The sequence below is a fragment of the Curtobacterium sp. MCBD17_013 genome (genome assembly GCF_003234565.1).
Lineage (GTDB): Bacteria > Actinomycetota > Actinomycetes > Actinomycetales > Microbacteriaceae > Curtobacterium.
The window spans coordinates 300,367-322,677 of record NZ_QKTU01000002.1 but is presented as its reverse complement, the minus strand read 5'-3'; the positions used below and the strand labels follow the sequence as shown (position 1 = coordinate 322,677).

20 protein-coding genes and 1 tRNA gene are annotated in these 22,311 nt (G+C 73.0%); 14 read left to right on the top strand and 7 right to left on the bottom strand.

Annotation, left to right across the window (positions count from 1 at the left end; all coding sequences use genetic code 11):
• Positions 1–53: 53 nt before the first annotated feature.
• Positions 54–767, bottom strand: coding sequence for a PspA/IM30 family protein (locus tag DEI81_RS04050; RefSeq protein ID WP_111009213.1), 714 nt, complete (start codon positions 765–767; stop codon positions 54–56).
• A 65-nt stretch (positions 768–832) separates the two neighbouring features.
• The gene (locus tag DEI81_RS04045; protein WP_111009212.1) at positions 833–2,746 is read right to left on the bottom strand and encodes a YgcG family protein; all 1,914 of its coding nucleotides are present in this window, start codon (positions 2,744–2,746) and stop codon (positions 833–835) included.
• Positions 2,747–2,991: 245 nt separating this feature from the next.
• On the opposite strand from DEI81_RS04045, the gene DEI81_RS15945 reads away from it, so the two are divergent.
• Positions 2,992–3,195 (top strand): hypothetical protein, encoded by a 204-nt coding sequence (locus DEI81_RS15945; RefSeq protein WP_111013770.1) that lies wholly within the window; start codon positions 2,992–2,994, stop codon positions 3,193–3,195.
• Between the two features lie 189 nt (positions 3,196–3,384).
• Here DEI81_RS15945 and DEI81_RS04040 read toward each other — a convergent pair whose 3' ends face one another.
• Complete coding sequence (locus tag DEI81_RS04040) at positions 3,385–4,407, bottom strand: Gfo/Idh/MocA family protein (RefSeq protein WP_111009211.1); 1,023 nt, start codon at positions 4,405–4,407, stop codon at positions 3,385–3,387.
• 9 nt (positions 4,408–4,416) lie between these two features.
• Positions 4,417–4,887 carry a MarR family winged helix-turn-helix transcriptional regulator gene (locus DEI81_RS04035; RefSeq protein ID WP_111009210.1) on the bottom strand — a complete coding sequence of 157 codons (471 nt, stop codon included), beginning with the start codon at positions 4,885–4,887 and terminating at the stop codon, positions 4,417–4,419.
• A gap of 86 nt (positions 4,888–4,973) precedes the next feature.
• Between DEI81_RS04035 and DEI81_RS04030 the strand changes: the two genes are divergently transcribed.
• Positions 4,974–5,936, top strand: a complete 963-nt coding sequence (locus tag DEI81_RS04030) for a zinc-binding alcohol dehydrogenase family protein (RefSeq protein WP_258368480.1) — start codon at positions 4,974–4,976, stop codon at positions 5,934–5,936.
• A gap of 70 nt (positions 5,937–6,006) precedes the next feature.
• Here the strand turns inward: DEI81_RS04030 and DEI81_RS04025 are convergent.
• Together DEI81_RS04025 and DEI81_RS04020 are read right to left on the bottom strand one after the other, a co-directional pair.
• Positions 6,007–6,081, bottom strand: a tRNA-Arg gene (locus tag DEI81_RS04025).
• A gap of 219 nt (positions 6,082–6,300) precedes the next feature.
• Entirely contained in the window at positions 6,301–6,903 is a 603-nt protein-coding gene (locus DEI81_RS04020; protein ID WP_111009209.1) for a hypothetical protein, read from the bottom strand.
• 115 nt (positions 6,904–7,018) lie between these two features.
• On the opposite strand from DEI81_RS04020, the gene argS reads away from it, so the two are divergent.
• The 9 genes from argS to prmC all read left to right on the top strand — a co-directional run bounded on the left by argS (position 7,019) and on the right by prmC (position 19,103).
• Positions 7,019–8,683: an arginine--tRNA ligase gene (gene argS / locus DEI81_RS04015; RefSeq protein ID WP_111009208.1), complete on the top strand. Its 1,665-nt coding sequence runs from the start codon at positions 7,019–7,021 to the stop codon at positions 8,681–8,683.
• Positions 8,684–8,686: 3 nt separating this feature from the next.
• Positions 8,687–9,457: an LmeA family phospholipid-binding protein gene (locus DEI81_RS04010; RefSeq protein ID WP_111009207.1), complete on the top strand. Its 771-nt coding sequence runs from the start codon at positions 8,687–8,689 to the stop codon at positions 9,455–9,457.
• A 117-nt stretch (positions 9,458–9,574) separates the two neighbouring features.
• Complete coding sequence (locus DEI81_RS04005) at positions 9,575–11,125, top strand: alanine racemase (RefSeq protein ID WP_111009206.1); 1,551 nt, start codon at positions 9,575–9,577, stop codon at positions 11,123–11,125.
• 41 nt (positions 11,126–11,166) lie between these two features.
• Entirely contained in the window at positions 11,167–12,498 is a 1,332-nt protein-coding gene (locus DEI81_RS04000; RefSeq protein WP_111009205.1) for a homoserine dehydrogenase, read from the top strand.
• Entirely contained in the window at positions 12,498–13,580 is a 1,083-nt protein-coding gene (gene thrC, locus DEI81_RS03995) for a threonine synthase (protein ID WP_111009204.1), read from the top strand. The genes DEI81_RS04000 and thrC overlap by 1 nt, the downstream gene beginning before the upstream one ends.
• Positions 13,577–14,605: a homoserine kinase gene (gene thrB / locus DEI81_RS03990; RefSeq protein ID WP_111009203.1), complete on the top strand. Its 1,029-nt coding sequence runs from the start codon at positions 13,577–13,579 to the stop codon at positions 14,603–14,605. Before thrC ends, thrB begins: the two co-directional genes overlap by 4 nt.
• A gap of 176 nt (positions 14,606–14,781) precedes the next feature.
• A complete protein-coding gene (gene rho / locus DEI81_RS03985; RefSeq protein WP_111009202.1) occupies positions 14,782–17,106 on the top strand; it encodes a transcription termination factor Rho in 2,325 nt (774 codons plus the stop codon).
• A gap of 3 nt (positions 17,107–17,109) precedes the next feature.
• Positions 17,110–18,192: a peptide chain release factor 1 gene (prfA, locus tag DEI81_RS03980; protein WP_111009201.1), complete on the top strand. Its 1,083-nt coding sequence runs from the start codon at positions 17,110–17,112 to the stop codon at positions 18,190–18,192.
• Between the two features lie 98 nt (positions 18,193–18,290).
• Positions 18,291–19,103, top strand: coding sequence for a peptide chain release factor N(5)-glutamine methyltransferase (prmC, locus tag DEI81_RS03975; RefSeq protein WP_258368502.1), 813 nt, complete (start codon positions 18,291–18,293; stop codon positions 19,101–19,103).
• Here prmC and DEI81_RS03970 read toward each other — a convergent pair.
• Positions 19,100–19,795, bottom strand: a complete 696-nt coding sequence (locus DEI81_RS03970; protein WP_258368478.1) for an HAD family phosphatase — start codon at positions 19,793–19,795, stop codon at positions 19,100–19,102. The genes prmC and DEI81_RS03970 overlap by 4 nt on opposite strands.
• Positions 19,796–19,831: 36 nt before the next feature.
• Here DEI81_RS03970 and DEI81_RS03965 point away from each other — a divergent pair, with 36 nt between their 5' ends.
• From DEI81_RS03965 to DEI81_RS03955, 3 genes are read left to right on the top strand one after another with little or no spacing between them, the layout of a single operon-like run.
• Complete coding sequence (locus tag DEI81_RS03965; protein WP_111009198.1) at positions 19,832–20,506, top strand: L-threonylcarbamoyladenylate synthase; 675 nt, start codon at positions 19,832–19,834, stop codon at positions 20,504–20,506.
• Positions 20,503–21,774 (top strand): MraY family glycosyltransferase, encoded by a 1,272-nt coding sequence (locus tag DEI81_RS03960; protein WP_111009197.1) that lies wholly within the window; start codon positions 20,503–20,505, stop codon positions 21,772–21,774. Before DEI81_RS03965 ends, DEI81_RS03960 begins: the two co-directional genes overlap by 4 nt.
• Positions 21,774–22,253, top strand: a complete 480-nt coding sequence (locus tag DEI81_RS03955) for a hypothetical protein (protein WP_111009196.1) — start codon at positions 21,774–21,776, stop codon at positions 22,251–22,253. The genes DEI81_RS03960 and DEI81_RS03955 overlap by 1 nt, the downstream gene beginning before the upstream one ends.
• Positions 22,254–22,311 lie beyond the last annotated feature (58 nt).

Below are 22,311 nucleotides of genomic sequence, written 5' to 3'. Positions count from 1 at the left end.
GTCCCCATCCTGTCAGTTCGGTTCGGCGTCGTCGCCGAGCGGGGCGGTGCGGCTCAGTGTCCGTTCTTCAGGGCCGCCAGTCGCGCCTCGACCTCGGCGTCCTTGCCGAGGTCGTCGAGGCTCTGGAACTGCGCGTCGAGGCTCGAGGCCTGGAGCTCCTGCTGCCCGAGCACCCGGGCCTCCTCGCGGCGGATCTTGTCCTCGAACCGGGCGAGATCGCTCGTCGGGTCCATGACGTCGATGCTGCCGATGGCCTCGTTGACGCGCGACTGCGCCTCGGCGGTCTTCTGCCGCGCGACGAGCTGGTCGCGCTTCGCCTTGAGGTCGACCAGCTTCTGCTTGAGCTGCTCGAGTCCGGACTTGAGCCGATCGACGACCTCCGTCTGCGCGGCGATCTGCGGTTCGGCGTCCTTCGCCTCCTGCTCGCTCCTGATCTGCCGACCGAGCGCGATCTTGGCCAGGTCGTCGAACTTGTCGGCGTCCGCGGTCTTGCCCTCGGCGCGGTAGCGGTCCGCTGCGGCACTCGCGCTCGCTGCCTTCTGGCCCCAGTCGGCGGCGGCGGCGACGTCCTCCGCGTGGTCCTGCTCGAGGAGACGGAGATTCCCGATCGTCTGGGCGATCGCGCTCTCGGCGTCGGCGATGTTGTTCGTGAAGTCGCGGACGAGCTGGTCGAGCGCCAGCCTGGGGTCCTCCGCGTTGTCGATGATCGCGTTGATGTTCGCCTTCGCGAGCTGCGCGATCCGTCCGAAGATGGTCTGCTTCGCCACGGTCGTGTCCTTTCTGGTGGTGGTGTCGTCACTGGCCCCGGAACGCCCGTGCGTCCGGTTGGTCATCAGAACCGGCCGCCGCCGGAGAAGCCGCCGCCGTCCCCGCCGCCGAAGCCCCCGCCGCGACCGCCGAACATGCCGCCGAGCACGAGCCCGGTCACGAGCCCGCCGAGCTGCGCGCCGTTCGAGCCGCCGCCGCCCGGCCAACCGCCCATGTCCTGGTCGGCCTCGTCCATCGCCGCGGCGGCGTACTGCTCGGCGGCGCGCGCTGCGCGGATCGCCGTGTCGGGGTCGGAGGTGGCGGCGCGCACGGCGTCGTCGAAGGCGCGCTCGGCCTCGGACAGGCGGGTCCGGGCGCGGGGGCCGATGCCGCCACGCCGCATCGAGATGAAGTCCCGTGCCTGGTCGATCCGGGCCCGGGCGTCACGGAGTGCGGCGTCGAGCGCGGCCGCGGCCCGCTGGCGGCGTTCCTCGCGCGACCGGGCGGCAGCGAGCGCGGTGTCGATGGCGGCGTTGACCTGCGTGAGGCGGTCGAGCGCACTGATCGGATCGCGGGGGTCGAGGTCTTGGCGGAGCACGGTCGCGGCGCGCGCGACGGCGGTCGTGACGTCCGGACCGGGGTCGCGGAGCGATCGACCGGCTGCGACGTCGGCCTCGACATCGGCACGGAGGGCCTCGACACGACCGGCGGTCTCGTCGAAGGTCCGGGGTGCGCTCGCGACGGCCCCGGCGAGCTGGGCGACCTGGGCGAGGGCGTGCTGCGCGTCGCGGACGGCGATCACCGCCTGACCACGGTCGCCGCTCGCGATGGCGTCCGTCGCGGCGCGTGCGCGCTCGTCCGCGTACGCGAGGACGTCGCGTGCTTGGTCGACGTTGCCGTCGACCGTCGCGATGGTGCGTCCGGTCCACCGGCCGCGCAGCGTGGTGAGCGTGACGTCCGCGTCGGCGACCTGCCGTCTCGCCGTGGGCAGCGCGGCGGTCACCTGGGCCGCGTTCGCCTCGACGCCGTCCTCCAGTGCGCGCAGCGCGTCGAACGCCGCCGTCTGCTCGGCGAGCTCCCCGTGCACGCGGGAGCAGATCTCGACGATGCGCCGCGACCACGCGGCACGGTCGGCGGGGGAGTCCGGGACCTCGTCGTCGAGCTGCTGGCGGAGCGTGAAGGCCTCGCGCACCGCGCGTCGGGCGCGGTCGAGTGCTGCGGTGAACGGTGCGGCGGCGTCGGTGCCGAACTGTGCGACCGCGAACCCGACCTCTTGGTCGGCGCTGCGGATCTCGTCGTCGATGGTGACGAGGGCCACACCGGCACGACGCTCGAGGGCGGCGAGGTCCGCGGCCTCGGCAGCGGCGGCACGGGCAGCGCGGCGGTGGTTCCGGCCCCGGATGACGAGCACGAGGACGACGAGACCGACCACGACCACCGCGAGCACGACCCAGAGCCACGTCAGGTCGGGCGGTGCCTGGGTGGCCGCCAGTCCCTGCGCGAACGCGGTCGCGGCGCCGTCCCAGTCGTCGGCGCGCAGTCTCGGGACGAGGTCGTCGTCGGTGGCCGTCCGGACGTCGTCCTTCGAGAGGGTCGTGGACGTGTCCGACTGCGTGACGTTGTACACGCGATCGTCGACCGCGACGGAGAGCAGCACGCTGTCGGTGTCGAGCTGGTTCCGTTCGAGCGTCGCGCGTCCCCACGCCGCCTGGTCGGACGGGTCCGTGAACCGCGGCACGTAGACCACGAACAGCCGGGTGTGGGTCTGGTCGTAGAGGTCGTCGAGCGCTTTCCGGACCCGGTGCTCCTGGGCGGTGCTCAGGGCGTTCGCGTCGTCGACGACGTAGGCGCCGTCGAGGTCGACCGGTGCGGTGGCCGACGCGCCGGCGGCCGGCCCGAGGACGGTGAGCGCCGCGAGCAGCACGGTGACGAGCCCGGCGGCCCGACGAGCGTACGGGTGTCGTCCTCGTCGTGTGCTGCCGTCGCGGGTTCCGCGCATCCGTCCTCCTCGTGCCGCGGGCGGTGGGCCGCAGGACCCTGGGACCCCGGAGTCTAGCGAGCCGCACCGCGGGGTGGCCGTGTCGCCGGGCGGTCGGTGGACCGCGTCCGCGCGGGGTGGCGTTCGTACCCCGTCGGGGCGCGTCGCTCCTCCCGCGGGTCCCGCGCAGGACCTCCGGGGCCGGCGTCCATGTCCCCCGAGTTGGGAGTAGCATGGACCGGCATCGGCGACGAAGGGAGCGGGCAATGGAGCGAGCGACCAGGACAGAAGTCGTCCCCCTCGAGGACGGGTTCCACAGGGTGTCGACACCGGCGAGCGGTGTCATCGGGTTCGTGCGCGAGCGCGACGGGCGGTACGAGGTCCTCCGAGGACGGGTGCGCCAGGCGACGCGGTCCGAGGGGATGTACTCCACCATGAACGTCGCGCTCATCGCCCTGACCCACGCCTGATCGGGCTGACCCACGCCTGATCGGGCTGACCCACGCCTGATCGGGCTGACCCACGCCTGATCGGGCTGACCCACGCCTGATCAGCAGCCCCGTCGTCGGCCCGCCCCGCTTCGTGCGGTGGTGGGCCGACGCCGTCCGGGCCCGTCGTCAGGGGCATCGGCGCGGGCGACGGTGTGGCGCGCGGCGGGATCACGTGCGCGCGAGCGCGACCTGTCGTCGGACCTCGTCGAGTGTGCGCATGAGCGTGATCGAGTCGTCGAGTGAGTGGACGGGGGAGTCCGTGCGGCCCTCGGTGGCCCACGCCGCCAGGGCGACGGCCTGCCAGACGAGTCCCTGCCGGCCGCGGAGGCCCGAGCGGTCGCGCCAGGCGTGCACGGTGTCCCCGCGGCGGAGCGTGAACGCGGCCGGGAACACGAAGTGCTCCGTGAACCGGACCGTGCCCTCGGTGCCCGCGATGGTCGGGAGCCCGTCGGTCGAGGCGAGCATGGTGGTCGTCACCGACGCCTGAGCGCCGGTCGCGCCGGTCAGCACGGCGACGGACTGGAGGTCCACCCCGCTTCGGCTGGTCCGTCCCGTCGCGTCGATGCGCACCGGTGCCCCCGTCGCGAACTGCGCGAACCACAGGCCGTACACGCCCGCGTCGAGCAGCGCGCCGCCGCCGAGCGCCGGGTCCGTGATGCGGTCGAGGCCGCCGAGGTCGTGCGGCCAGCCGACGTCGACGAGCGCGAGGTGGACCTCGCCGAGGTCGCCACGGTCGATACAGGCCCGGAGGACGGCCGACTGCGGCAGGTACCGCGTCCACATCGCCTCCATCGCGAGCACCCCTGCCGCTCGTGCGGCGTCCGCGACCCGGACGGCGTCTGCGGCGGAGGTCGTGAACGGCTTCTCGACGAGCACGTGCTTGCCGGCGCGGATCGCGAGGAGTGCCTGTTCGGCGTGGTGCACGTGCGGGGTCGCCACGTAGACGACGTCCACCTCGGGGTCGCCGACGAGGTCCTCGTACGAGGTGTGGGCCCGGGGCACGCCGTGCCGGTCGGCGAAGGCCGCGGCCCGGTCAGGCGATCGTGATCCGACGGCGACGACGCGCTGGTCGGTGGCCGCGTGCAGGGCGGCGGTGAAGTCGTTCGCGATCTCCCCGGGCCCGATCACGCCCCACCGGAGGGCGGGGCCACCGCGGAGCGGAGGGACGTCGGGCTCGGGGAACGTGAACACATGCCGAGCCTAGGGACGCGGTGCGGTCGGCACCAGCTCGACGCCGGTCGTCTCCGCCCGAGCGGCGAGCACCCGGGTGGCGAGCGTTCGGAGTACGTCGCGGTCGTCCCGTCCGAGCGGAGCGACGATGTCCTCGACCTCCCGACCGAAGGCGGCCGTGACGCGGTCGACGACGTCGCGTCCGGCGGTGGTGAGTCGCACGTGGGCCATGCGTCGGTCCTCCCGGGACGGCACGCGCTGGACCAGGCCGCGCCGCTCCGCTCGGTCGACGAGTCCGGTCACGCTCGACTTGTCGAGGTCGAGCAGGGCCGCGAGTTCTCGCATGCCCGGTTCCCGGTCGCGGAGCACGCCGAGCAGGCGGGTCTGCACGAGCGACAGGTCGTCGGCGTCCGCGGTGCGGGCGAGCGTGTTCTGGACGAGGAACGACAGCTGTGCGAGTGCGTCGACGATCCCGAGGTCGGGGTCCGGAGCAGTGGTCACACGGACATCGTACTTGTGGTGGTACGTGGCACCAACTAAACTGGTTTGTGCCACGTACCAAATTGGTGTGGCGCGAGGAGGAACCGATGCCCACCATGCACGCCGCTGTCGTCACCGCGTTCGGCGAGCCACCCCGGAGCGGTGCGGTCCCGGTCCCCGAACCGCGCTCCGGCCACGAGGAACTCGTCGACGTGGTCGCCGTCGGCCTCCATCCGCGCACCCGCTCGGGTGCGGCGGGTGCCCACTACACGAGCACCGGCGTCCTGCCGATGGTCCCCGGCGTCGACGCCGTCGGACGGCGCGCGGACGGGGCGCTCGTGTACTTCGTCGCGGACGACGACGTGATCGGGACGATGTCCGAGCGAGCCGTCGTCGACCGTCGTCGCTCCGTCGTCCTGCCGGACGGCATCGACCCGCTCCGCGTCGCCGCCACCATGAACCCCGCGATGTCGTCGTGGGTCGCGCTCCGCCGCCGCGTCCCCGTCCGCCCGGGACAGTCCGTGCTCGTGCTCGGCGCCACCGGCAGCGCGGGCTCCATGGCGGTCCGCATCGCGAAGCACCTCGGCGCGGGGCGGGTCGTCGCGGCGGGTCGGGACCGGCGGCGCCTCGACGCCCTCGCCGAGGTCGGCGCCGACAGCCTCGTGCAGCTCGGAGTACCGGCCGCCGACGCCGCGCTCGGTGCGGCGGCCGCCGACGTCGACATCGTGCTCGACTACCTCTGGGGCGCGCCGACCGAACAGGCGATCCGCGCCGTCCTCACCGCCAGGAGGGACCGGAGCGCCGCGCTCCACTGGATCCAGATCGGGTCCGTGGCCGGTCCCGACATCTCGCTGCCGTCGGCCGTGCTCCGCGGCGCGGACCTCCGGCTGCTCGGCAACGGGCAGGGTGCCGTCTCGCCGGCGGGCTACCTGGCCGAGCTGCCGTCCCTCGTCGCGGAGATCGACGCGGGCGGCATCGTGGTCGAGCCCGTTCCCGTCGCGCTCGGCGAGATCGAGCAGGCGTGGGGTCGGGACGAGGAGCCGGGGCAGCGGATCGTGGTCGTGCCGTGAACGACGGACGGCCTGAGCGACGGACGGCCTAGCGACGGACGGCCTAGCGACGGACGGCCTGAGCGACCGATGGTGCCCCCAGGAGGATTCGAACCTCCGCCCCTGCCTCCGGAGGGCAGTGCTCTATCCCCTGAGCTATGGGGGCCCGGGGTGCTCCCACCGTAGCAGGTCCCACGACCGCTCCCGGACACCGGTGACGGTGCCCGGGCAGCGGATGGACGACCCGCTCCGATCCGTCGCCCGCTGCTCGCCGTCGTCGACGTCAGCGCCGGGGTCGGGCCACCACTGCGCGCCACGAGGCGGTCGACGGACTGTCCCGTGCACGGCACCGGAGGGCACGGGCCACATCGGCCTCTGAACCGCGCTACCCGGCCTGCGGCGTCGCGGACGCGCTCGCCGTGGCGGACGAGAGGGCCGTGCGGACCGCGTCGACGACCGGCTGCGCGTCGCCCGGCTCACCGAACACCGTCGACTCCACGTGGATCCAGTACGGATCCGTGAACGCATCGGCCCGCCCGATGCCCTTCCGCGCCTCGAAGTAGCCCTCGACGGTGTACGTCGGCACGCTGTTGCTGTCCTCGTACAGGGTGTCCTTGAGCTTCGTCAGGGTCGACTCCGGCAGCGAGGCGACCGCCAGCGTCAGACGAGCGCCGCCGCTGGCGTCCCGCCAGGTGCAGACGTCCCCGCGCTCGGCCGCGATGCCGGCCGCCGTGCTGCCGTGCGCCGGTGTCGCGTCCGCGTCGAGCGTGAAGGTCCGGCCGTACGTGGCGAGCACCTGCTCGGGCACCAGGGCCGCGCAGGGGACGTCGACGCGGGTGCCGATCGGCGCCGGGGGTGCCGAGGAGGACGTCGTCCCGCTCCGTCCGGCGGAGGACGCGTGGCCACCGGTGCACCCGCTGACGGCGAGCACGCTCGCAGCGGCGATCGCGACCGTGGTGATCGCCCGGACGAGGGTGCGGGAGGTCATCCGACCATGATGACGCACCCCGTCCCCGACGCGCGAACCCCGCTCGCAGCGCGGCGCGCACGAGCCGTCGCCGCGGCGCGGACCGTGCGACGACGCCCCGGTAGACTCGACCGCCGTGACCCCAGCCGAACTCTCCGCCGCGTACCTGTCGATCCTCGCCGGGATCGTCGAGCGACGGGGCGCCGCCGACACCGTCGTGGTGGGGGAGTCCCACGCGGCCCTCGAACGCCCCCGCAACCGGGCACACGGGGACTGGTCCTCGAACGCAGCCATGCAGCTCGCCAAGCGCCTCGGGACGAACCCGCGTGAGCTGGCCACCGAGATCGCCGGGGAGCTCACCGAGCTCGACGGCGTCGACGCGGTGGACGTCGCCGGCCCCGGCTTCATCAACATCACGCTCGAGGCCGCCGCCGCCGGAGCGATCGCGCGGACCATCGTCGAGGAGGGCGGTGCGTTCGGGCGCGGCGACCTCTACGACGGCGTCCGGATCGACCTCGAGTTCGTCTCCGCGAACCCGACCGGCCCGATCCACATGGGCGGCGTCCGCTGGGCCGCGGTCGGCGACAGCCTCGCGCGCGTGTTCACGGCGCAGGGCGGGCTCGTCACCCGTGAGTACTACTTCAACGACCACGGCGGCCAGATCGACCGCTTCGCCCGCAGCCTGCTCGCGAGCGCCCTCGGCGAGCCCACCCCCGAGGACGGCTACGGCGGTGCCTACATCACCGAGATCGCCGCCCGGGTCCTCGCCACCTTCGACGGCGACGTCGCCGACCTCCCGCGGGACGAGGCGCAGGAGCTCTTCCGGCGCGAGGGCGTCGAGTTCATGTTCGCCGACATCAAGGCGTCCCTGCACGAATTCGGCGTCGACTTCGACGTCTACTTCCACGAGAACTCGCTGCACGAGTCGAAGGCCGTCGAGCGCGCCATCGCCCGCCTCCGCGAACTCGGGCACATGTACGAGGCAGACGGCGCCCTGTGGCTCCGCACGACCACGTTCGGTGACGACCGCGACCGCGTCGTGATCAAGTCCGACGGCGAGCCCGCGTACATCGCGGGCGACATCGCGTACTACCTCGACAAGCGCGAACGCGGGTTCGAGCGGAACCTCATCATGCTCGGCGCCGACCACCACGGCTACATCGGCCGGATGATGGCGATGTGCGCCGCCTTCGGCGACGAACCCGGCGTCAACCTCGAGATCCTCATCGGCCAGCTCGTCAACCTGCTCAAGGACGGCGAGCCCGTGCGCATGTCGAAGCGGGCCGGCAACGTCGTCACGATGGAGGACCTCGTCGACGCGGTCGGCGTCGACGCCGCCCGGTACGCCCTCGTCCGCTTCGCATCCGACACGGCGATCGACATCGACCTCGACCTCCTCGTCAAGCGCACGAACGACAACCCGGTGTTCTACGTCCAGTACGCCCACGCCCGGACGTGCGCCGTGGACCGCAACGCCGCGGCGAGCGGCGTGGACCGGTCGGTCTTCGACGGCTCGCTGCTCACCCACGAGACCGAGAGCGCACTGCTCGGCGCGCTCGCCGAGTTCCCGCGCGTCGTGCGCCAGGCGGCGGAACTCCGGGAGCCGCACCGCGTCGCCCGGTACGTCGAGCAGCTGGCCGGTCTGTACCACCGCTGGTACGACGCCTGCCGCGTGACGCCGCTCGGCGACGAACCCGTGACGGACCTGCACCGGACGCGCCTCTGGCTCAACGACGCCACGGGGCAGGTCGTCCGCAACGGCCTGACGATGCTCGGGGTCACCGCACCCGAGCGGATGTAGCGCGTGTCGGCAGCGACGGCGGTCCCCGGCGCAGGCCGGCGCCGCGGGCGCCGCGGCGTCGTCGTCCTGGTCGTCCTCGTGCTGGTCCTCGCCGTCCTGGCGGTCGTCGCCGAGCTCGTCCTGCGGCACGTCGTCGACCGGACGATCGCCGACCGGGTCGAGTCGTCCCTCCCGCCCGGCACGGCCGGCCACGTCGTCGCCGACGCGCACGGCGTGGTCATCCCGCAGCTCGTCGCCGGGCGACTCGACGACGTCGACATCACGACGCACGACCTGACCGTGCGCGGCGTCCCGCTCGCGGTCGACGCCACGGTGCACGACGTGCCCGTGCGGGGGACGGGACGGACGGGTCGCGCCGACGGCACGGTGCGTCTCACCGCGTCCGCGGTGCGGCAGGCCGGCGTGCTCGACCAGGTGGCGGGGGACGTCCGTCTCCGCGACGGCGGCGTCGCGTACGCCGGGCGCACCCGCTTCCTGGGCACCGACATCCGGTACCAGGTCACGGCCGCGGTCGCCGCGGCGGCGAGCGGGCGGGGCGTGACGATCACCCCGCACCAGGTGCGCGTCACGAACAGCGCGCTCGGCATCGACGTCGGCGGCCGCATCCCCGGCGTCTCCGGGACGCCGGTCGACGTGTGCACGGCCCGGTACCTCCCGGCCGCGCTGCGTCTGCGGTCGATCGCGATCACGGCCTCGGCCGCCACGATCCGCATCGACGCCGCGCACGTGCCGCTGTCGGACGACGCGCTCCGCACGACCGGGTCGTGCTCCTGATCCCACGGGTCGGCCCGTCGTGACGCCCCGCGTCCACCCGGCCGGGACGCCCGGCGCGGCTCGGTAGGCTGGACCGGCCCGGTGGTCCCGGGCCCCGTACCACCCCGGAAGGCCCCCGTGACCGGCAACCCCCTCGCCCCCGCACGTCTGTCCGTCCCCCACGACCCGAACGCCCTGGTCGCCCGCATCTGGCCGGCCTCCGCGACACGGACGGACGACGGTGACCTCGTCGTCGGCGGGGTCACCGCGTCCGATCTCGTGGCGCGCCACGGTTCCCCCCTGTACGTCGTCGACGCCTCCGACGTCCGCGCCCGCGCGGCGCGCGTGCGCGACGCGTTCGAGGACGCCTTCGCCCGCGTGGGTTCGACGGCGCACGTCTACTACGCCGGGAAGGCCTTCCTGACGACCCAGGTCGCCGCGTGGATGGCCGAAGCCGGCCTCCGCGTGGACGTCTGCACGGGCGGTGAGCTCGCCGTGGCGCTCGCGGGCGGCGTCGATCCCGGACGGCTCGGGTTCCACGGCAACGACAAGTCCGACGCCGAGATCGAGCGTGCCGTCGAGGTCGGACTCGGCACGATCGTGCTCGACAGCGTCGAGGAGATCGGCCGCGTCGCGCGGATCGCCGAGAGCGCAGGAGCGGTCCAGCGCGTCCGCATCCGGATCAACAGCGGCGTGCACGCCTCGACGCACGAGTACCTCGCCACCGCTCGCGAGGACCAGAAGTTCGGCATCCCCCTGACCGAGGCGGTCGCCGCGGGCCGGGCGGTCCGGGCGGAGCCGGCGTTGGCGTTCGTCGGGCTCCACTCGCACATCGGGTCGCAGATCTTCGACGAGGGCGGGTTCCGCGAGGCCGCCCGTCGCCTCGTCGAGGTCCACGCCGCCCTCGCCGCCGAGGGGCCCGTGCCGGAGCTCAACCTCGGTGGTGGCTGGGGCATCGACTACACCGAGTCGGACCGGGCGTTCGAGCCGGAGGACATCGCCGAGGCCCTCGCACGGATCATCGCGGACGCCTGCGCGGCACGGGACGTCCCCGTGCCGGTCGTCGCCGTCGAACCCGGGCGGTACATCGTCGGGCCGCCCGGCATCACGCTCTACCGCGTCGGTACCGTCAAGCCCGTCGAACTCGCACTCGACGCCTCGACCGCTGCACCGGGCGACGGGTCCGGAGCGGAGGACCCGGTGCGTGCCGAGGAGGCGCCGCACGGGCCGGTCGAGACCGCCGAGCACCGTCCCCTCGGACCGACCGCCGTCCGGACGTACGTGAGCGTCGACGGGGGCATGAGCGACAACGCGCGGCCCGCGCTCTACGACGCGGACTACACGGCCCGGCTCGCCCGCACCTCCGACGCCGCCCCGGTCCTCGTGCGCGTCGTCGGCAAGCACTGCGAGAGCGGCGACGTCGTGGTGCGGGACGACTACCTGCCGGGTGACGTCCACCGGGGTGACCTGCTCGCGGTGGCGGCGACCGGCGCCTACTGCTGGAGCCTCTCGAGCAACTACAACCACGTGGCGCGCCCGGCGGTGGTGGCGGTGGCCGACGGCGTCGCCCGTATCCTCGTGCGGGGCGAAACGGTCGACGACCTGCTCGCCCGCGACGCCGGCCTCGTCCCGAGCGGCGGCGCCTTCGGCGGCCCGACCGCCCACGGCGTCCGCGGCGACGCATCCTGACCACCGTCCGCGCCCGACCCGCACGAGGTACACGAACCCCCATGATCGAATACCGCAACGTCCGCGTCGCGCTCCTCGGGGCCGGCTCCGTCGGCGCCCAGGTGGCGCGACTCCTGCTCGAGCACGGCGACGAGCTCGCGTCACGGGCGGGAGCGGGGCTCGAACTCGTCGGGATCGCGGTCCGCGACGTGGACGCGCCCCGTGACGTCGACCTGCCGCGGTCGCTGTACACGACGGACGCCGAGTCGCTCATCCTCGGCGCGGACATCGTCGTCGAGCTCATCGGCGGCATCGAACCGGCCCGGACCCTCGTGCTGCAGGCACTCGGTTCCGGCGCCGACGTCGTCACCGGCAACAAGGCGTTGCTCGCGACCCACGGGCCCGAGCTCTTCACGGCCGCCGAGCAGGTGGGCGCACAGCTCTACTACGAAGCGGCGGTCGCGGGGGCCATCCCGATCATCCGGCCGCTGCACGACTCGCTCGCCGGGGACCGCATCGACCGCATCATGGGCATCGTCAACGGCACGACGAACTTCATCCTCGACCGGATGGACCGCGAGGGCGAGAGCTTCGAGGACGCCCTCGCCACCGCCACCCGGCTCGGCTACGCGGAGGCCGACCCCACGGCGGACGTCGAGGGCTACGACGCGGCCCAGAAGGCCGCGATCCTGGCGTCCCTGGCCTTCCACACCACCGTGCCGCTGGCCGCCGTGCACCGCGAGGGCATCACCAGCGTCACGATCGAGCAGGTCCGCGCGGCCCGCAAGGCCGGCTACGTGGTCAAGATCCTCGCGCTGTGCGAGCGCCTGACCGACGCGGACGGCCGCGAGGGCGTGAGCGCACGCGTGTACCCGGCGCTCGTGCCCGAGGGGCACCCCCTGGCAGCCGTGCACGGCCCGAAGAACGCCGTCTTCGTCGAGGCCGAGGCCGCCGGCGACCTCATGTTCTACGGGGCCGGCGCGGGCGGCGTCGAGACCGCGTCGGCCGTGCTCGGCGACCTCGTGTCGGCGGCACGGCGGCACGTGATCGGCGGACCCGGTGTGGCGGAGTCGACGCAGTCGAACCTGCCGGTGTTCCCGATCGGCGTCGTCTCGACCCGGTACCAGATCACGATGCGCGTCACGGACGCCCCTGGCGTGTTGTCCACCGTGGCGGGGGTCCTCGCGCGGCACTCGGTCAGCGTCGAGACCGTCGAGCAGACCGTGGCCGGGGCTGCCCCGGCGTCGGACGCGGGCACCCCCGGGGCCACCGCTACATTGGTGATCGGCACGCACCGGGCCCGCGAGCACGACCTCGCGGCGACCGTGGTGGCACTCCGAGCCGAACCCGTCGTGGCCGCGGTCACGAGTGTCCTGAGAGTAGAGGGAGCCTGATGGCCCACCAGTGGCAGGGTGTCCTGCGCGAGTACGCCGACCGTCTCGACGTCACGGACGCGACCCCCGTCGTGAGCCTCGGCGAGGGCGGCACCCCGCTCATCCGGGCCCGCGCGCTGTCGGAGCGGACGGGCGCCGACGTGTACGTCAAGTTCGAGGGGATGAACCCGACCGGGTCCTTCAAGGACCGCGGGATGACCATGGCCATCTCGAAGGCCGTCGAGCACGGCGCCGAGGCCGTCATCTGCGCTTCGACGGGCAACACGAGCGCCTCGGCAGCCGCGTACGCCGCACATGCCGGCATCACCGCCGCCGTGCTCGTGCCCGAGGGCAAGATCGCGATGGGCAAGTTGAGCCAGGCGGTCGCGCACGACGCGCAGTTGCTGCAGGTGCAGGGGAACTTCGACGACTGCCTCGACATCGCCCGGGACCTCGCGGCGAACTACCCCGTGCACCTCGTCAACTCGGTCAACAACGACCGCATCGAGGGACAGAAGACCGCCGCGTTCGAGGTCGTCGACGTCCTCGGGGACGCGCCCGACTTCCACTTCCTGCCGGTGGGCAACGCGGGCAACTACACCGCCTACGCGCGCGGCTACCGCGAGGACCTGGCCGCCGGACGGACGACCCGGCTGCCGCGCATGTTCGGTTTCCAGGCGGCAGGCGCCGCGCCGATCGTCCGTGGTGAGGTCGTCAAGCACCCGGAGACCGTCGCGAGCGCGATCCGGATCGGGAACCCGGCCTCCTGGCAGTTCGCGCTGGAGGCCCGCGAGGAGACCGACGGACACTTCGGCGCGATCGAGGACGACGCGATCCTCGCCGCGCAGCGGATCCTGTCCGCCGAGGTCGGCGTGTTCGTGGAGCCGGCGTCCGCCATCAGCGTCGCCGGACTGCTCCAGCAGGCCGAGGCCGGCGCGGTCCCGCGTGGCGCGCGCGTCGTCCTCACCGTGACCGGCCACGGTCTCAAGGACCCGCAGTGGGCGTTGCGCGGCCCCGAGGGCACCGACGTCACGCCGACGACCGTGCCCGTGGACACCGCGGCCGTGGCGGACGTGCTCGGCCTGGTCGGGGCGCCTCGGTGAGCGCGGACCGCCCCGGACACGATCGGCAGGAGACGCCGTCCCGGTCCGGCGGCGGTCTCCGAACTGCACCGGCCGGACGGACCGTCGTCGTCCGTGTCCCCGCCACCACGGCGAACCTCGGGCCCGGGTTCGACTCGCTCGGGCTCGCCCTGTCGTTGTACGACGAGGTCACGGTCCGGGTGCTGCCCGAGCCGGGGCTCGTCGTGTCGGTGTCGGGCGTCGGCGCCGGCGAGGTACCGGAGGACGAGACGAACCTGGTCGTGCGAGCGGTCCGTCACGGGTTCGCGGCAGCCGGCGTCGAGCAGCCCGGACTCGAACTCCGCGCCACGAACGCGATCCCGCACGGTCGCGGGCTCGGTTCGTCGGCGGCCGCGATCGTCGCCGGGCTCATGGCGGCGCGGGGCCTGCTCGACGGCCTCACCGAGCTCTCCGCGTCCACGATGCTCGCCGTCGCGACCGAGATGGAGGGGCATCCGGACAACGTCGCCCCGGCGCTCTTCGGTGGTCTCACGATCGCGTGGATGACACCCGACGGGCCGGCGTACAAGCGCCTCCTCGTGCACCGCGGGGTGTCACCGGTGGTGTTCGTCCCCACGTCGACGCTCTCGACCAAGCTGGCGAGGAGCCTCCAGCCCGCATCCGTGCCCCATGCCGACGCTGCCTTCAACGTGTCGCGGTCGGCGTTGCTCGTCGCCGCCCTCATCCAGAGCCCGGAGCTGCTGCTCGCGGCGACGGAGGACCGCCTCCACCAGAGCTACCGCGCGAGCGCCATGCCCGAGACCGACGGGCTGATCCGGATGCTCCGCGAGCACGAGCTCGCGGCGGTCGTCAGCGGGGCCGGACCGAGCCTCCTCGTGCTCGGGAGCGACCCGGCGCAGCGCCTCCGGGCGGCCGATCTCGTGGCGCGACACGCGCACACGTCCTGGACGCCGCTCATGCTCGCCGTCGACCTCGGAGGTGCTACAGTGGTGCCGCACCCGGCCCCAGGGGCGAATGTGCCGCTCGTCGTACCCGTCTCGAAGTGATCGCGAACAACCCGATCGCCCGCGTCTGACGTCCTGCGGATCCCCAGGGCCCGGTGCATCGGGAACCATCTCTTTCAGAAGCCGTCTCCCGATCGTCGTCTGAACGGCGGTCGTGGCGTACCCGCGCGGGGGACGGCGAATTTCTCCGCGTTCTGCGGTCCGAAAGGAAATCCATCTTGACCGACGTCACCACCGCTGCGGGCTCCGCGGCGGACACCACAGCCGACCTGCGGGCACTCCGCCTCCCGGAGCTCCAGCGCATCGCCGCCGGCCTCGGCATCGGCGGCCTCTCCAAGCTCCGCAAGGGCGACCTCATTGCCGCGATCGAGGACAAGCGCGCCGAGTCGGCACCGACCGAGGTGCACCCGACGGGCGAGCCCGAGTCGGCCACCGGCAGCGAGGCCGCCGCCGTCTCCGAGACCGCCGCGCCGGCCCGCCACGAGCACCACGACGCGGGCGCCGAGGTCACGGACAGCGCCGACCTCGCCCCGGCCGGTGCCGTCGCCACCGGTCGCGGGCGGTCGCGTCGAGCCACGAGCGGCGGCACGGTCTCGACCGAGCCCACGCCCGCCGGCACCCACGCCAACGCCGGCCACACCGGCACCGAGGACCTCCTCGCCGGACTCGACGCCGTCCGCGCGGAGCGCGACGCCCAGCAGGAGGGCACGCCGCGGCGTCGCCGCCGTGCCACCAGCCAGGACCCGGCCGCTGGGACCGAGGCCCCGACGACGACCGCCCCGGCCGACGCCGGATCCGCGGTGGAGGCCGACACCGCCGACATCGTCGAGCAGGGCGGCACCGGCTCGCCGGCTGAGCCGCAGGGCACCGACCGCCAGCCGTCGGAACAGGCCGGCGCCGACGCTCAGGCCGACGGTCAGGGTGAGGGGCAGGGCGAACGCCGCGGTCGCCGCAGCCGTGGTCGTGGGCGCAACCGTGACCGCAACGGCGCAGAGGGCCAGAACGGTGGCGGCCAGAATGCCGACGCGCAGAACGGCGGCACGACGGCGGGCCAGAACGGCGCGGCCCAGAACACCGCCGGCCAGAACGCGGCCGGCCAGAACGGTGGCGGCCAGAACGGTGCCGGCCAGAACGGTGGCGGCCAGAACGGTGTCGGCCGGGGTGCGGAGCAGCAGCAGGGCCGGGGCCAGCAGGAGCAGGCCCGTTCCCAGGGTGACCAGGGGCAGCAGAACGGCCAGCGCGACCAGGCCAAGGGCCAGGGCGGCAACGGTCGCGGCAGCCAGCAGGAGCAGCAGCAGGAGGAGTCCCGCTCCCGACGCCAGCGCGACCGCAAGCGCGGGCGCGGCGGTCAGGGCGACGACTTCGAGCCGGAGATCACCGAGGACGACGTCCTCATCCCGATCGCGGGCATCCTCGACGTCCTCGACAACTACGCGTTCGTGCGGACCACGGGGTACCTCGCCGGGCCGAGCGACGTGTACGTGTCCCTCGGACAGGTGAAGAAGTACCACCTGCGCAAGGGCGACGCCGTCGTGGGCGCGATCAAGCAGCCGCGCGAGAACGACCACCAGGGCCGCCAGAAGTACAACGCGCTCGTCAAGGTCGACTCCGTGAACGGCCAGACGGTCGACGAGGCCGCCGCGCGGGTCGAGTTCGGGGACCTCACCCCGCTCTACCCGCAGGAGCGCCTGCGCCTCGAGACCGAGCCGGGCAAGCTCTCGACCCGGATCATCGACCTCGTGTCGCCGATCGGCAAGGGCCAGCGCGGCCTCATCGTCTCGCCGCCGAAGGCCGGTAAGACGGTCGCGCTGCAGGCCATCGCGAACGCCATCTCGAAGAACAACCCCGAGGTCCACCTCATGGTCGTGCTCGTCGACGAGCGTCCCGAAGAGGTCACCGACATGCAGCGCACGGTCAAGGGCGAGGTCATCGCCTCGACGTTCGACCGTCCCGCCGAGGACCACACGACCGTCGCCGAGCTCGCCATCGAGCGGGCGAAGCGGCTCGTGGAGCTCGGTCACGACGTCGTCGTGCTGCTCGACTCGATCACCCGCCTCGGCCGCGCGTACAACCTCGCGACCCCGGCGTCGGGCCGGATCCTCTCCGGCGGTGTCGACTCGTCGGCGCTGTACCCGCCCAAGCGGTTCTTCGGCGCGGCACGGAACATCGAGAACGGCGGCTCGCTCACCATCCTCGCCACCGCGCTCGTCGAGACGGGGTCGAAGATGGACGAGGTGATCTTCGAGGAGTTCAAGGGCACCGGCAACATGGAGCTCCGGCTGAACCGCCACCTGGCGGACAAGCGGATCTTCCCTGCGGTCGACGTGAACGCGTCGGGCACGCGTCGCGAGGAGATGCTGCTCTCGAACGACGAGGTCAAGATCACCTGGCGGCTCCGTCGGGCGCTCGCCGGTCTCGATCCGCAGCAGGCGCTCGAGATCGTGCTGCGGAACCTGCGTGAGACGCAGTCGAACGTCGAGTTCCTCGTCCAGGTCCAGAAGTCGGTGCCCGCGACGAGCGGCCACAACGGCCACCAGGAGTAACGGGTGTTCGAGTCGGTGGCGGTGCTGCTGGCCGAACACGAGGACCTGACGCGTCAGCTGTCGGATCCCGCCGTCCACGCGGACGCGGCCAGGGCCAAGAAGATCAACCGTCGGTACGCGGAGCTCAGCCAGATCACGTCGGCGTACGAGGCGTGGGAGGCGGCGGGGGAGGACCTCGCCGCCGCCCGCGAGCTCGCGCGCGAGGACGACGCGTTCGCCGAGGAGGTCCCCGCGCTCGAGGAGCACCTGCAGGCGACGCAGGAGCGTCTGCGGCGGCTCCTCATCCCGCGCGACCCGGACGACGGCCGTGACGTCATCATGGAGATCAAGGGCGGCGAGGGCGGCGCCGAGAGCGCGCTGTTCGCGGCCGACCTCCTGCGCATGTACACCCATTACGCCGAGTCCAAGGGCTGGAAGACGGAGCTCCTCGAACGCACCGAGTCCGACCTCGGTGGGTTCAAGGACGTCCAGGTGGCGATCAAGTCGAACGCGACGGACCCGTCCCAGGGCGTCTGGGCGCACCTCAAGTACGAGGGCGGCGTGCACCGCGTGCAGCGCGTGCCGGCGACCGAGTCGCAGGGCCGCATCCACACGTCGACGACCGGGGTGCTCGTGTTCCCCGAGGTCGACGAGCCCGAAGAGGTCGAGATCAACCAGAACGACCTCAAGATCGACGTGTACCGGTCCTCCGGCCCCGGCGGTCAGTCCGTGAACACGACGGACTCCGCGGTCCGCATCACGCACCTGCCGACGGGCATCGTCGTGTCGATGCAGAACGAGAAGTCGCAGCTGCAGAACCGCGAGGCCGCCATGCGCGTCCTCCGCGCGCGGATCCTCGCGCGGCAGCAGGAGGAACTCGACGCCGCGGCCTCCGACGCCCGTCGGTCGCAGATCCGCGGCATGGACCGCTCCGAGCGCATCCGGACGTACAACTTCCCCGAGAACCGGATCGCGGACCACCGCACCGGGTACAAGTCGTACGACCTCGACCGGGTCATGGACGGCGCCCTCGAGCCCGTGATCGAGTCCTGCATCCGCATGGACGAGGAGGCGCGCCTGGCCGACATCGGGGACCAGACGGCGTGAGCACCCCGGGCGGGCGCTCCGACGGGGAGGCCCGGCAGTCGACCGAGGCCGACGGCGCGTTCCCGGCGGATCGCCTCCTCCGGGAAGCGGCGGCCGCGTTGGCCGCGGCCGGTGTGCCGTCCCCGGACGTCGACGCCGAGCTGCTGCTCGCGTGGGCGACCACGACGTCGCGCGGGGCGGTGCTCGCCCGCGCGGTCACCGGCGGTCTCGTCCAGCCGGCGCACGTCGCGGCCTTCCGGCTGGCCGTGGCGCGTCGACGGACCCGCGAACCGCTGCAGCACATCACGGGCGAGGCCCACTTCCGTGCGCTGACGCTCGCGGTCGGCCCGGGGGTGTTCGTGCCCCGTCCGGAGACCGAGTCCGTCGCGCAGTTCGCGATCGACGCGGTGCGGGCCACGGCCGTCGCGGAGCCCGTCGTGGTCGACCTCGGGTCGGGGAGCGGCGCCATCGCCCTCGCGGTCGCCACCGAGGTCCCGACCGCCCGGGTCGTCGCCGTCGAGCGGTCACCCGAGGCGCTGCCCTGGACGCGTCGGAACATCGACGCCCACGGCGGGGCGGTCCGGCTCGTCGAGGGCGACCTCGCCGACGCGGTGCCCGACCTCGACGGGACCGTGCACGTCGTCGTGTCGAACCCGCCCTACGTGCCGGACGACGCCGTGCCTCGTGATCCCGAGGTCCGGGACCACGACCCGGCGGTCGCGCTCTACGGAGGCCCGGACGGTCTCGACGCCGTCCGTGCGCTCGCCCGGACGGCCCGCCGGTTGCTCGTGTCCGGCGGCGCACTCGTCGTCGAACACGCGGAGCACCAGGGGGCGGCGGTGCGCGACGTGCTCGCTGCCGAGGGGTTCCGGCGTCCGGAGACCCACCAGGACCTCACCGGGCGGGACCGCACGACCACCGCGACCCGTTAGTCCTGCTGCTCCGGGCCTCCCCGCCGGCCGTGCCCGGCGACGAACGCGGCGACGGCGGCGACGAGGTCCGTCTCGGGCGTGACGTGGACGGCCGTGATGCCGACGTGCCGCGCGCCCTCGACGTTCTCGACCCGGTCGTCGGCGAAGAACGTGCGGACGGCGGGCACGCCGTGGTGACGGAGGGCGCTGCGGAAGACCTCGGGGTCGGGCTTGCGGGCACCGAAGTCGCTCGAGGTGTTCAGGTGCTCGCCGAACAGCGCGGGCAGTTCGGGTGCCCAACGCGCGATGTGCCGGGCCGCGAGAGGGCCGTTGTTCGTGAGCAGCGCGACGCGCCCGGCCTGGGCGGCGATCCGGACGGCGTCGAGGGCGCGGGGGATCGGGGTCATCGCCGAGCCGCGGATCCGTGACCACTCCTGCTCGGGGACGCGGCACCCGAGCGCGGTCTCGAGCGCCGCGAGGTACGAGTCGCCGTCCGGCCAGTGTCCTGCCTCGGCCCGCCACTCACCCTCGTCGTTCCACCACCGTCGGCGCAGCTCGTCGAGGTCGTGCCCGGTGAGCGCCGTCATGCCCGCCATGCGGGTGCGCCAGTCGTACCGGTAGAGGACGTCGTCCATGTCGAACAGGAACAGGAGCGACGGTGCCGGGGCGGTCGCGTGCGAGGACGCGCCGGAGACAGGGTGTTGGTGGTCCACGATGCCTCCATCCTCCCGCACTATCATGGGCGGGCCATGGCCTCCCGACACGACTGCTCCGATGCTGACGGACTCCTGACCGGCATGCGGCTCGCACGGGCCGCGCTCGGTCGCGGGGAGCTCGTCGTCGTCCCCACCGACACCGTCTACGGTCTCGCGGCCGACGCCTTCTCGGCGAAGGCCGTGCAGCGCCTGCTCGACGCCAAGGGCCGCACGCGGCAGTCGCCGCCACCCGTCCTCATCCCGGGGATCGCCACGCTCGACGCCCTCGCAGCCGAGGTCCCGGAGGTCGTGCGTGACCTCGTCGCGGAGTTCTGGCCGGGCGGCCTCACGGTCATCCTCCCGGCGCAGCCGTCGCTCGACTGGGACCTCGGCGAGACCCGGGGCACCGTCGCGTTGCGCATGCCGGACCAGCGCATCGCGCTCGAGCTCCTGCACGAGGTCGGTCCGCTCGCGGTGTCGAGCGCCAACGCCACGGGCGTGCCCGCCGCGATGGACGTCGACGAGGCCGAGGCCATGCTCGGGGACAGCGTCGCGGTGTACCTGGACGGTGGCCGGCTCGCCCCGCACGAGGGCGTCGCGGCCTCGACCGGCTCGACCATCGTCGACGCGACCGGTCTCGCGACCGGGGGCGGGCTCCGCATCGTCCGGCACGGGGTGATCCCCGACGCCGAGATCGAGCGCGTCGCCGGTGGCGACCTCGTCACATGAGGTACTACCTGCTCGCCGGCGCCATCGCGGCCGCCGTGAGCTTCGGGCTGAGCTGGGTCGTGTGGAAGCTCGGGATGCGGTACCGGTGGTACCCGAAGGTCCGCGAGCGTGACGTGCACCGGACGCCGACCCCGCGCCTCGGCGGGATCGCGATGTTCCTCGGGATCATCGTGTCGCTGCTGTGCGCGTGGTTCGTGTTCCCGCACATCGCGGGCGTCGACTACTTCCGGCTCGTGTTCGCCGAGCCCGGTCGTGTCCTGGCGGTCCTGGCGGGCGCCACGATCATCGTCGTGCTCGGGGTCGCCGACGACATCTGGGACCTCGACTGGATGACGAAGCTCGCCGGCCAGATCATCGCGGCGGGCATCCTCGCCTGGCAGGGCGTCGCGATCGTGTCGCTCCCGATCGGCAACTCGCTCACGGTCGGCTCGAGCTACATGTCGCTCATCTTCACGGTGCTCGCGGTGGTCCTCGTCATGAACGCCGTCAACTTCATCGACGGTCTCGACGGGCTGGTCGCGGGCGTCGCGATCATCGGCGGCGGCGTGTTCTTCCTGTACAGCTTCTTCGTGAACCGCATCGTCGTCCAGACCGAGTTCTTCTTCAACCTGCCGTCCCTCCTGACCGCGGTCCTCGTCGGTGCCTGCTTCGGCTTCCTGCTGCTCAACTGGCATCCCGCCAAGCTGTTCATGGGTGACGCCGGAGCGCTGCTCGTCGGGTTCCTCATGGCGACGAGCGCGGTGTCGCTCACGGGCAACATCGACCCCGCGGCGGTGCACACGCGGACGCAGCTGCTCCCGGTGTTCATCCCGATCCTGCTGCCGTTCGCGATCCTCGTCGTGCCCATGCTCGACTTCGGACTCGCGGTGTTCCGCCGGGTGAGCGCGGGGAAGTCCCCGTTCTCGGCCGACCGCAAGCACCTCCACCACCGGCTGCTCGACATGGGACACTCGCACTTCCACGCGGTGCTCATCTTCTACGGCTGGACCGCCGTCGTGGCCGTCGGGGGCCTGCTGTTCCTGTTCCTGCCCTGGTACTGGGTGCTCGCGTTCGTGACGGTCGGTTTCCTCGTGTGCGCCGTCGTCACGTTCGCGCCCCTCGGCAGGAAACGCGCCGAGATCGTCGCCCAGAGCGCGGCGGGTGGCGAGGTCCCGGTCGACCCGGCCCTCGATCCCCTCGACCGCGCCGCGTCCCGCCGCGACGGCGCCCGCACCATCCCGGACGCGGCGCCAGCGCCGCGCCGACCGACCACCGGAGAGTCCCGCTGATGAGCACCCCCGCGCCGAACGCGCTCGACCACGTCCGCCCGGTCTTCCGCCGGATCCTCGTCCAGGGAGCCGTGCTCGCGGTCGTCCTCGCCGTCGTCGGCGGCGTCGTCGGGCTCCTCGTCGCGGGTGGTCCCGGCCTGGCCGGTGGTCTCGTCGGCGCCGTGATGAGCGTGGTGTTCCTGGGCCTGACGGCCGCGAGCGTGCTCGTCGCGCTCCGGGTCTCCCGCGGGCAGATGATCAGCGGTGCCTTCTTCGGCATCGTGATGGGCACCTGGCTCGTCAAGTTCATCCTGTTCGTGGTGATCCTCGCCGTCCTGCGGGACCAGGACTGGGTGGACCGCGTCGTCATGGCGGTCGCGATCATCGTCGGCATCGTCGGGAGCCTCGTCATCGACGTCTCGGCGGTCGCGCGCGCTCGTGTGCCCATCGACGTGCCGCTACCGGGAGACCGCGACGGCCGGTCGGACCCTCGCGCCTGAGAGACCGAGAAGGCTCCCACACCTGATAGGCTTCTGGAAGTCCGTGTCGCCGAGCCCC

Excerpts from the sequence above, each read along its gene's own strand:
- DEI81_RS04020 (WP_111009209.1), bottom strand. The coding sequence starts at position 6,903 with ATGACCTCCCGCACCCTCGTCCGGGCGATCACCACGGTCGCGATCGCC.
- thrC (WP_111009204.1), top strand. The coding sequence starts at position 12,498 with ATGGCCCACCAGTGGCAGGGTGTCCTGCGCGAGTACGCCGACCGTCTC.
- DEI81_RS04030 (WP_258368480.1), top strand. The coding sequence starts at position 4,974 with ATGCCCACCATGCACGCCGCTGTCGTCACCGCGTTCGGCGAGCCACCC.
- DEI81_RS04000 (WP_111009205.1), top strand. The coding sequence starts at position 11,167 with ATGATCGAATACCGCAACGTCCGCGTCGCGCTCCTCGGGGCCGGCTCC.
- DEI81_RS15945 (WP_111013770.1), top strand. The coding sequence starts at position 2,992 with ATGGAGCGAGCGACCAGGACAGAAGTCGTCCCCCTCGAGGACGGGTTC.
- DEI81_RS03955 (WP_111009196.1), top strand. The coding sequence starts at position 21,774 with ATGAGCACCCCCGCGCCGAACGCGCTCGACCACGTCCGCCCGGTCTTC.
- DEI81_RS03960 (WP_111009197.1), top strand. The coding sequence starts at position 20,503 with ATGAGGTACTACCTGCTCGCCGGCGCCATCGCGGCCGCCGTGAGCTTC.
- DEI81_RS03965 (WP_111009198.1), top strand. The coding sequence starts at position 19,832 with ATGGCCTCCCGACACGACTGCTCCGATGCTGACGGACTCCTGACCGGC.
- DEI81_RS04045 (WP_111009212.1), bottom strand. The coding sequence starts at position 2,746 with ATGCGCGGAACCCGCGACGGCAGCACACGACGAGGACGACACCCGTAC.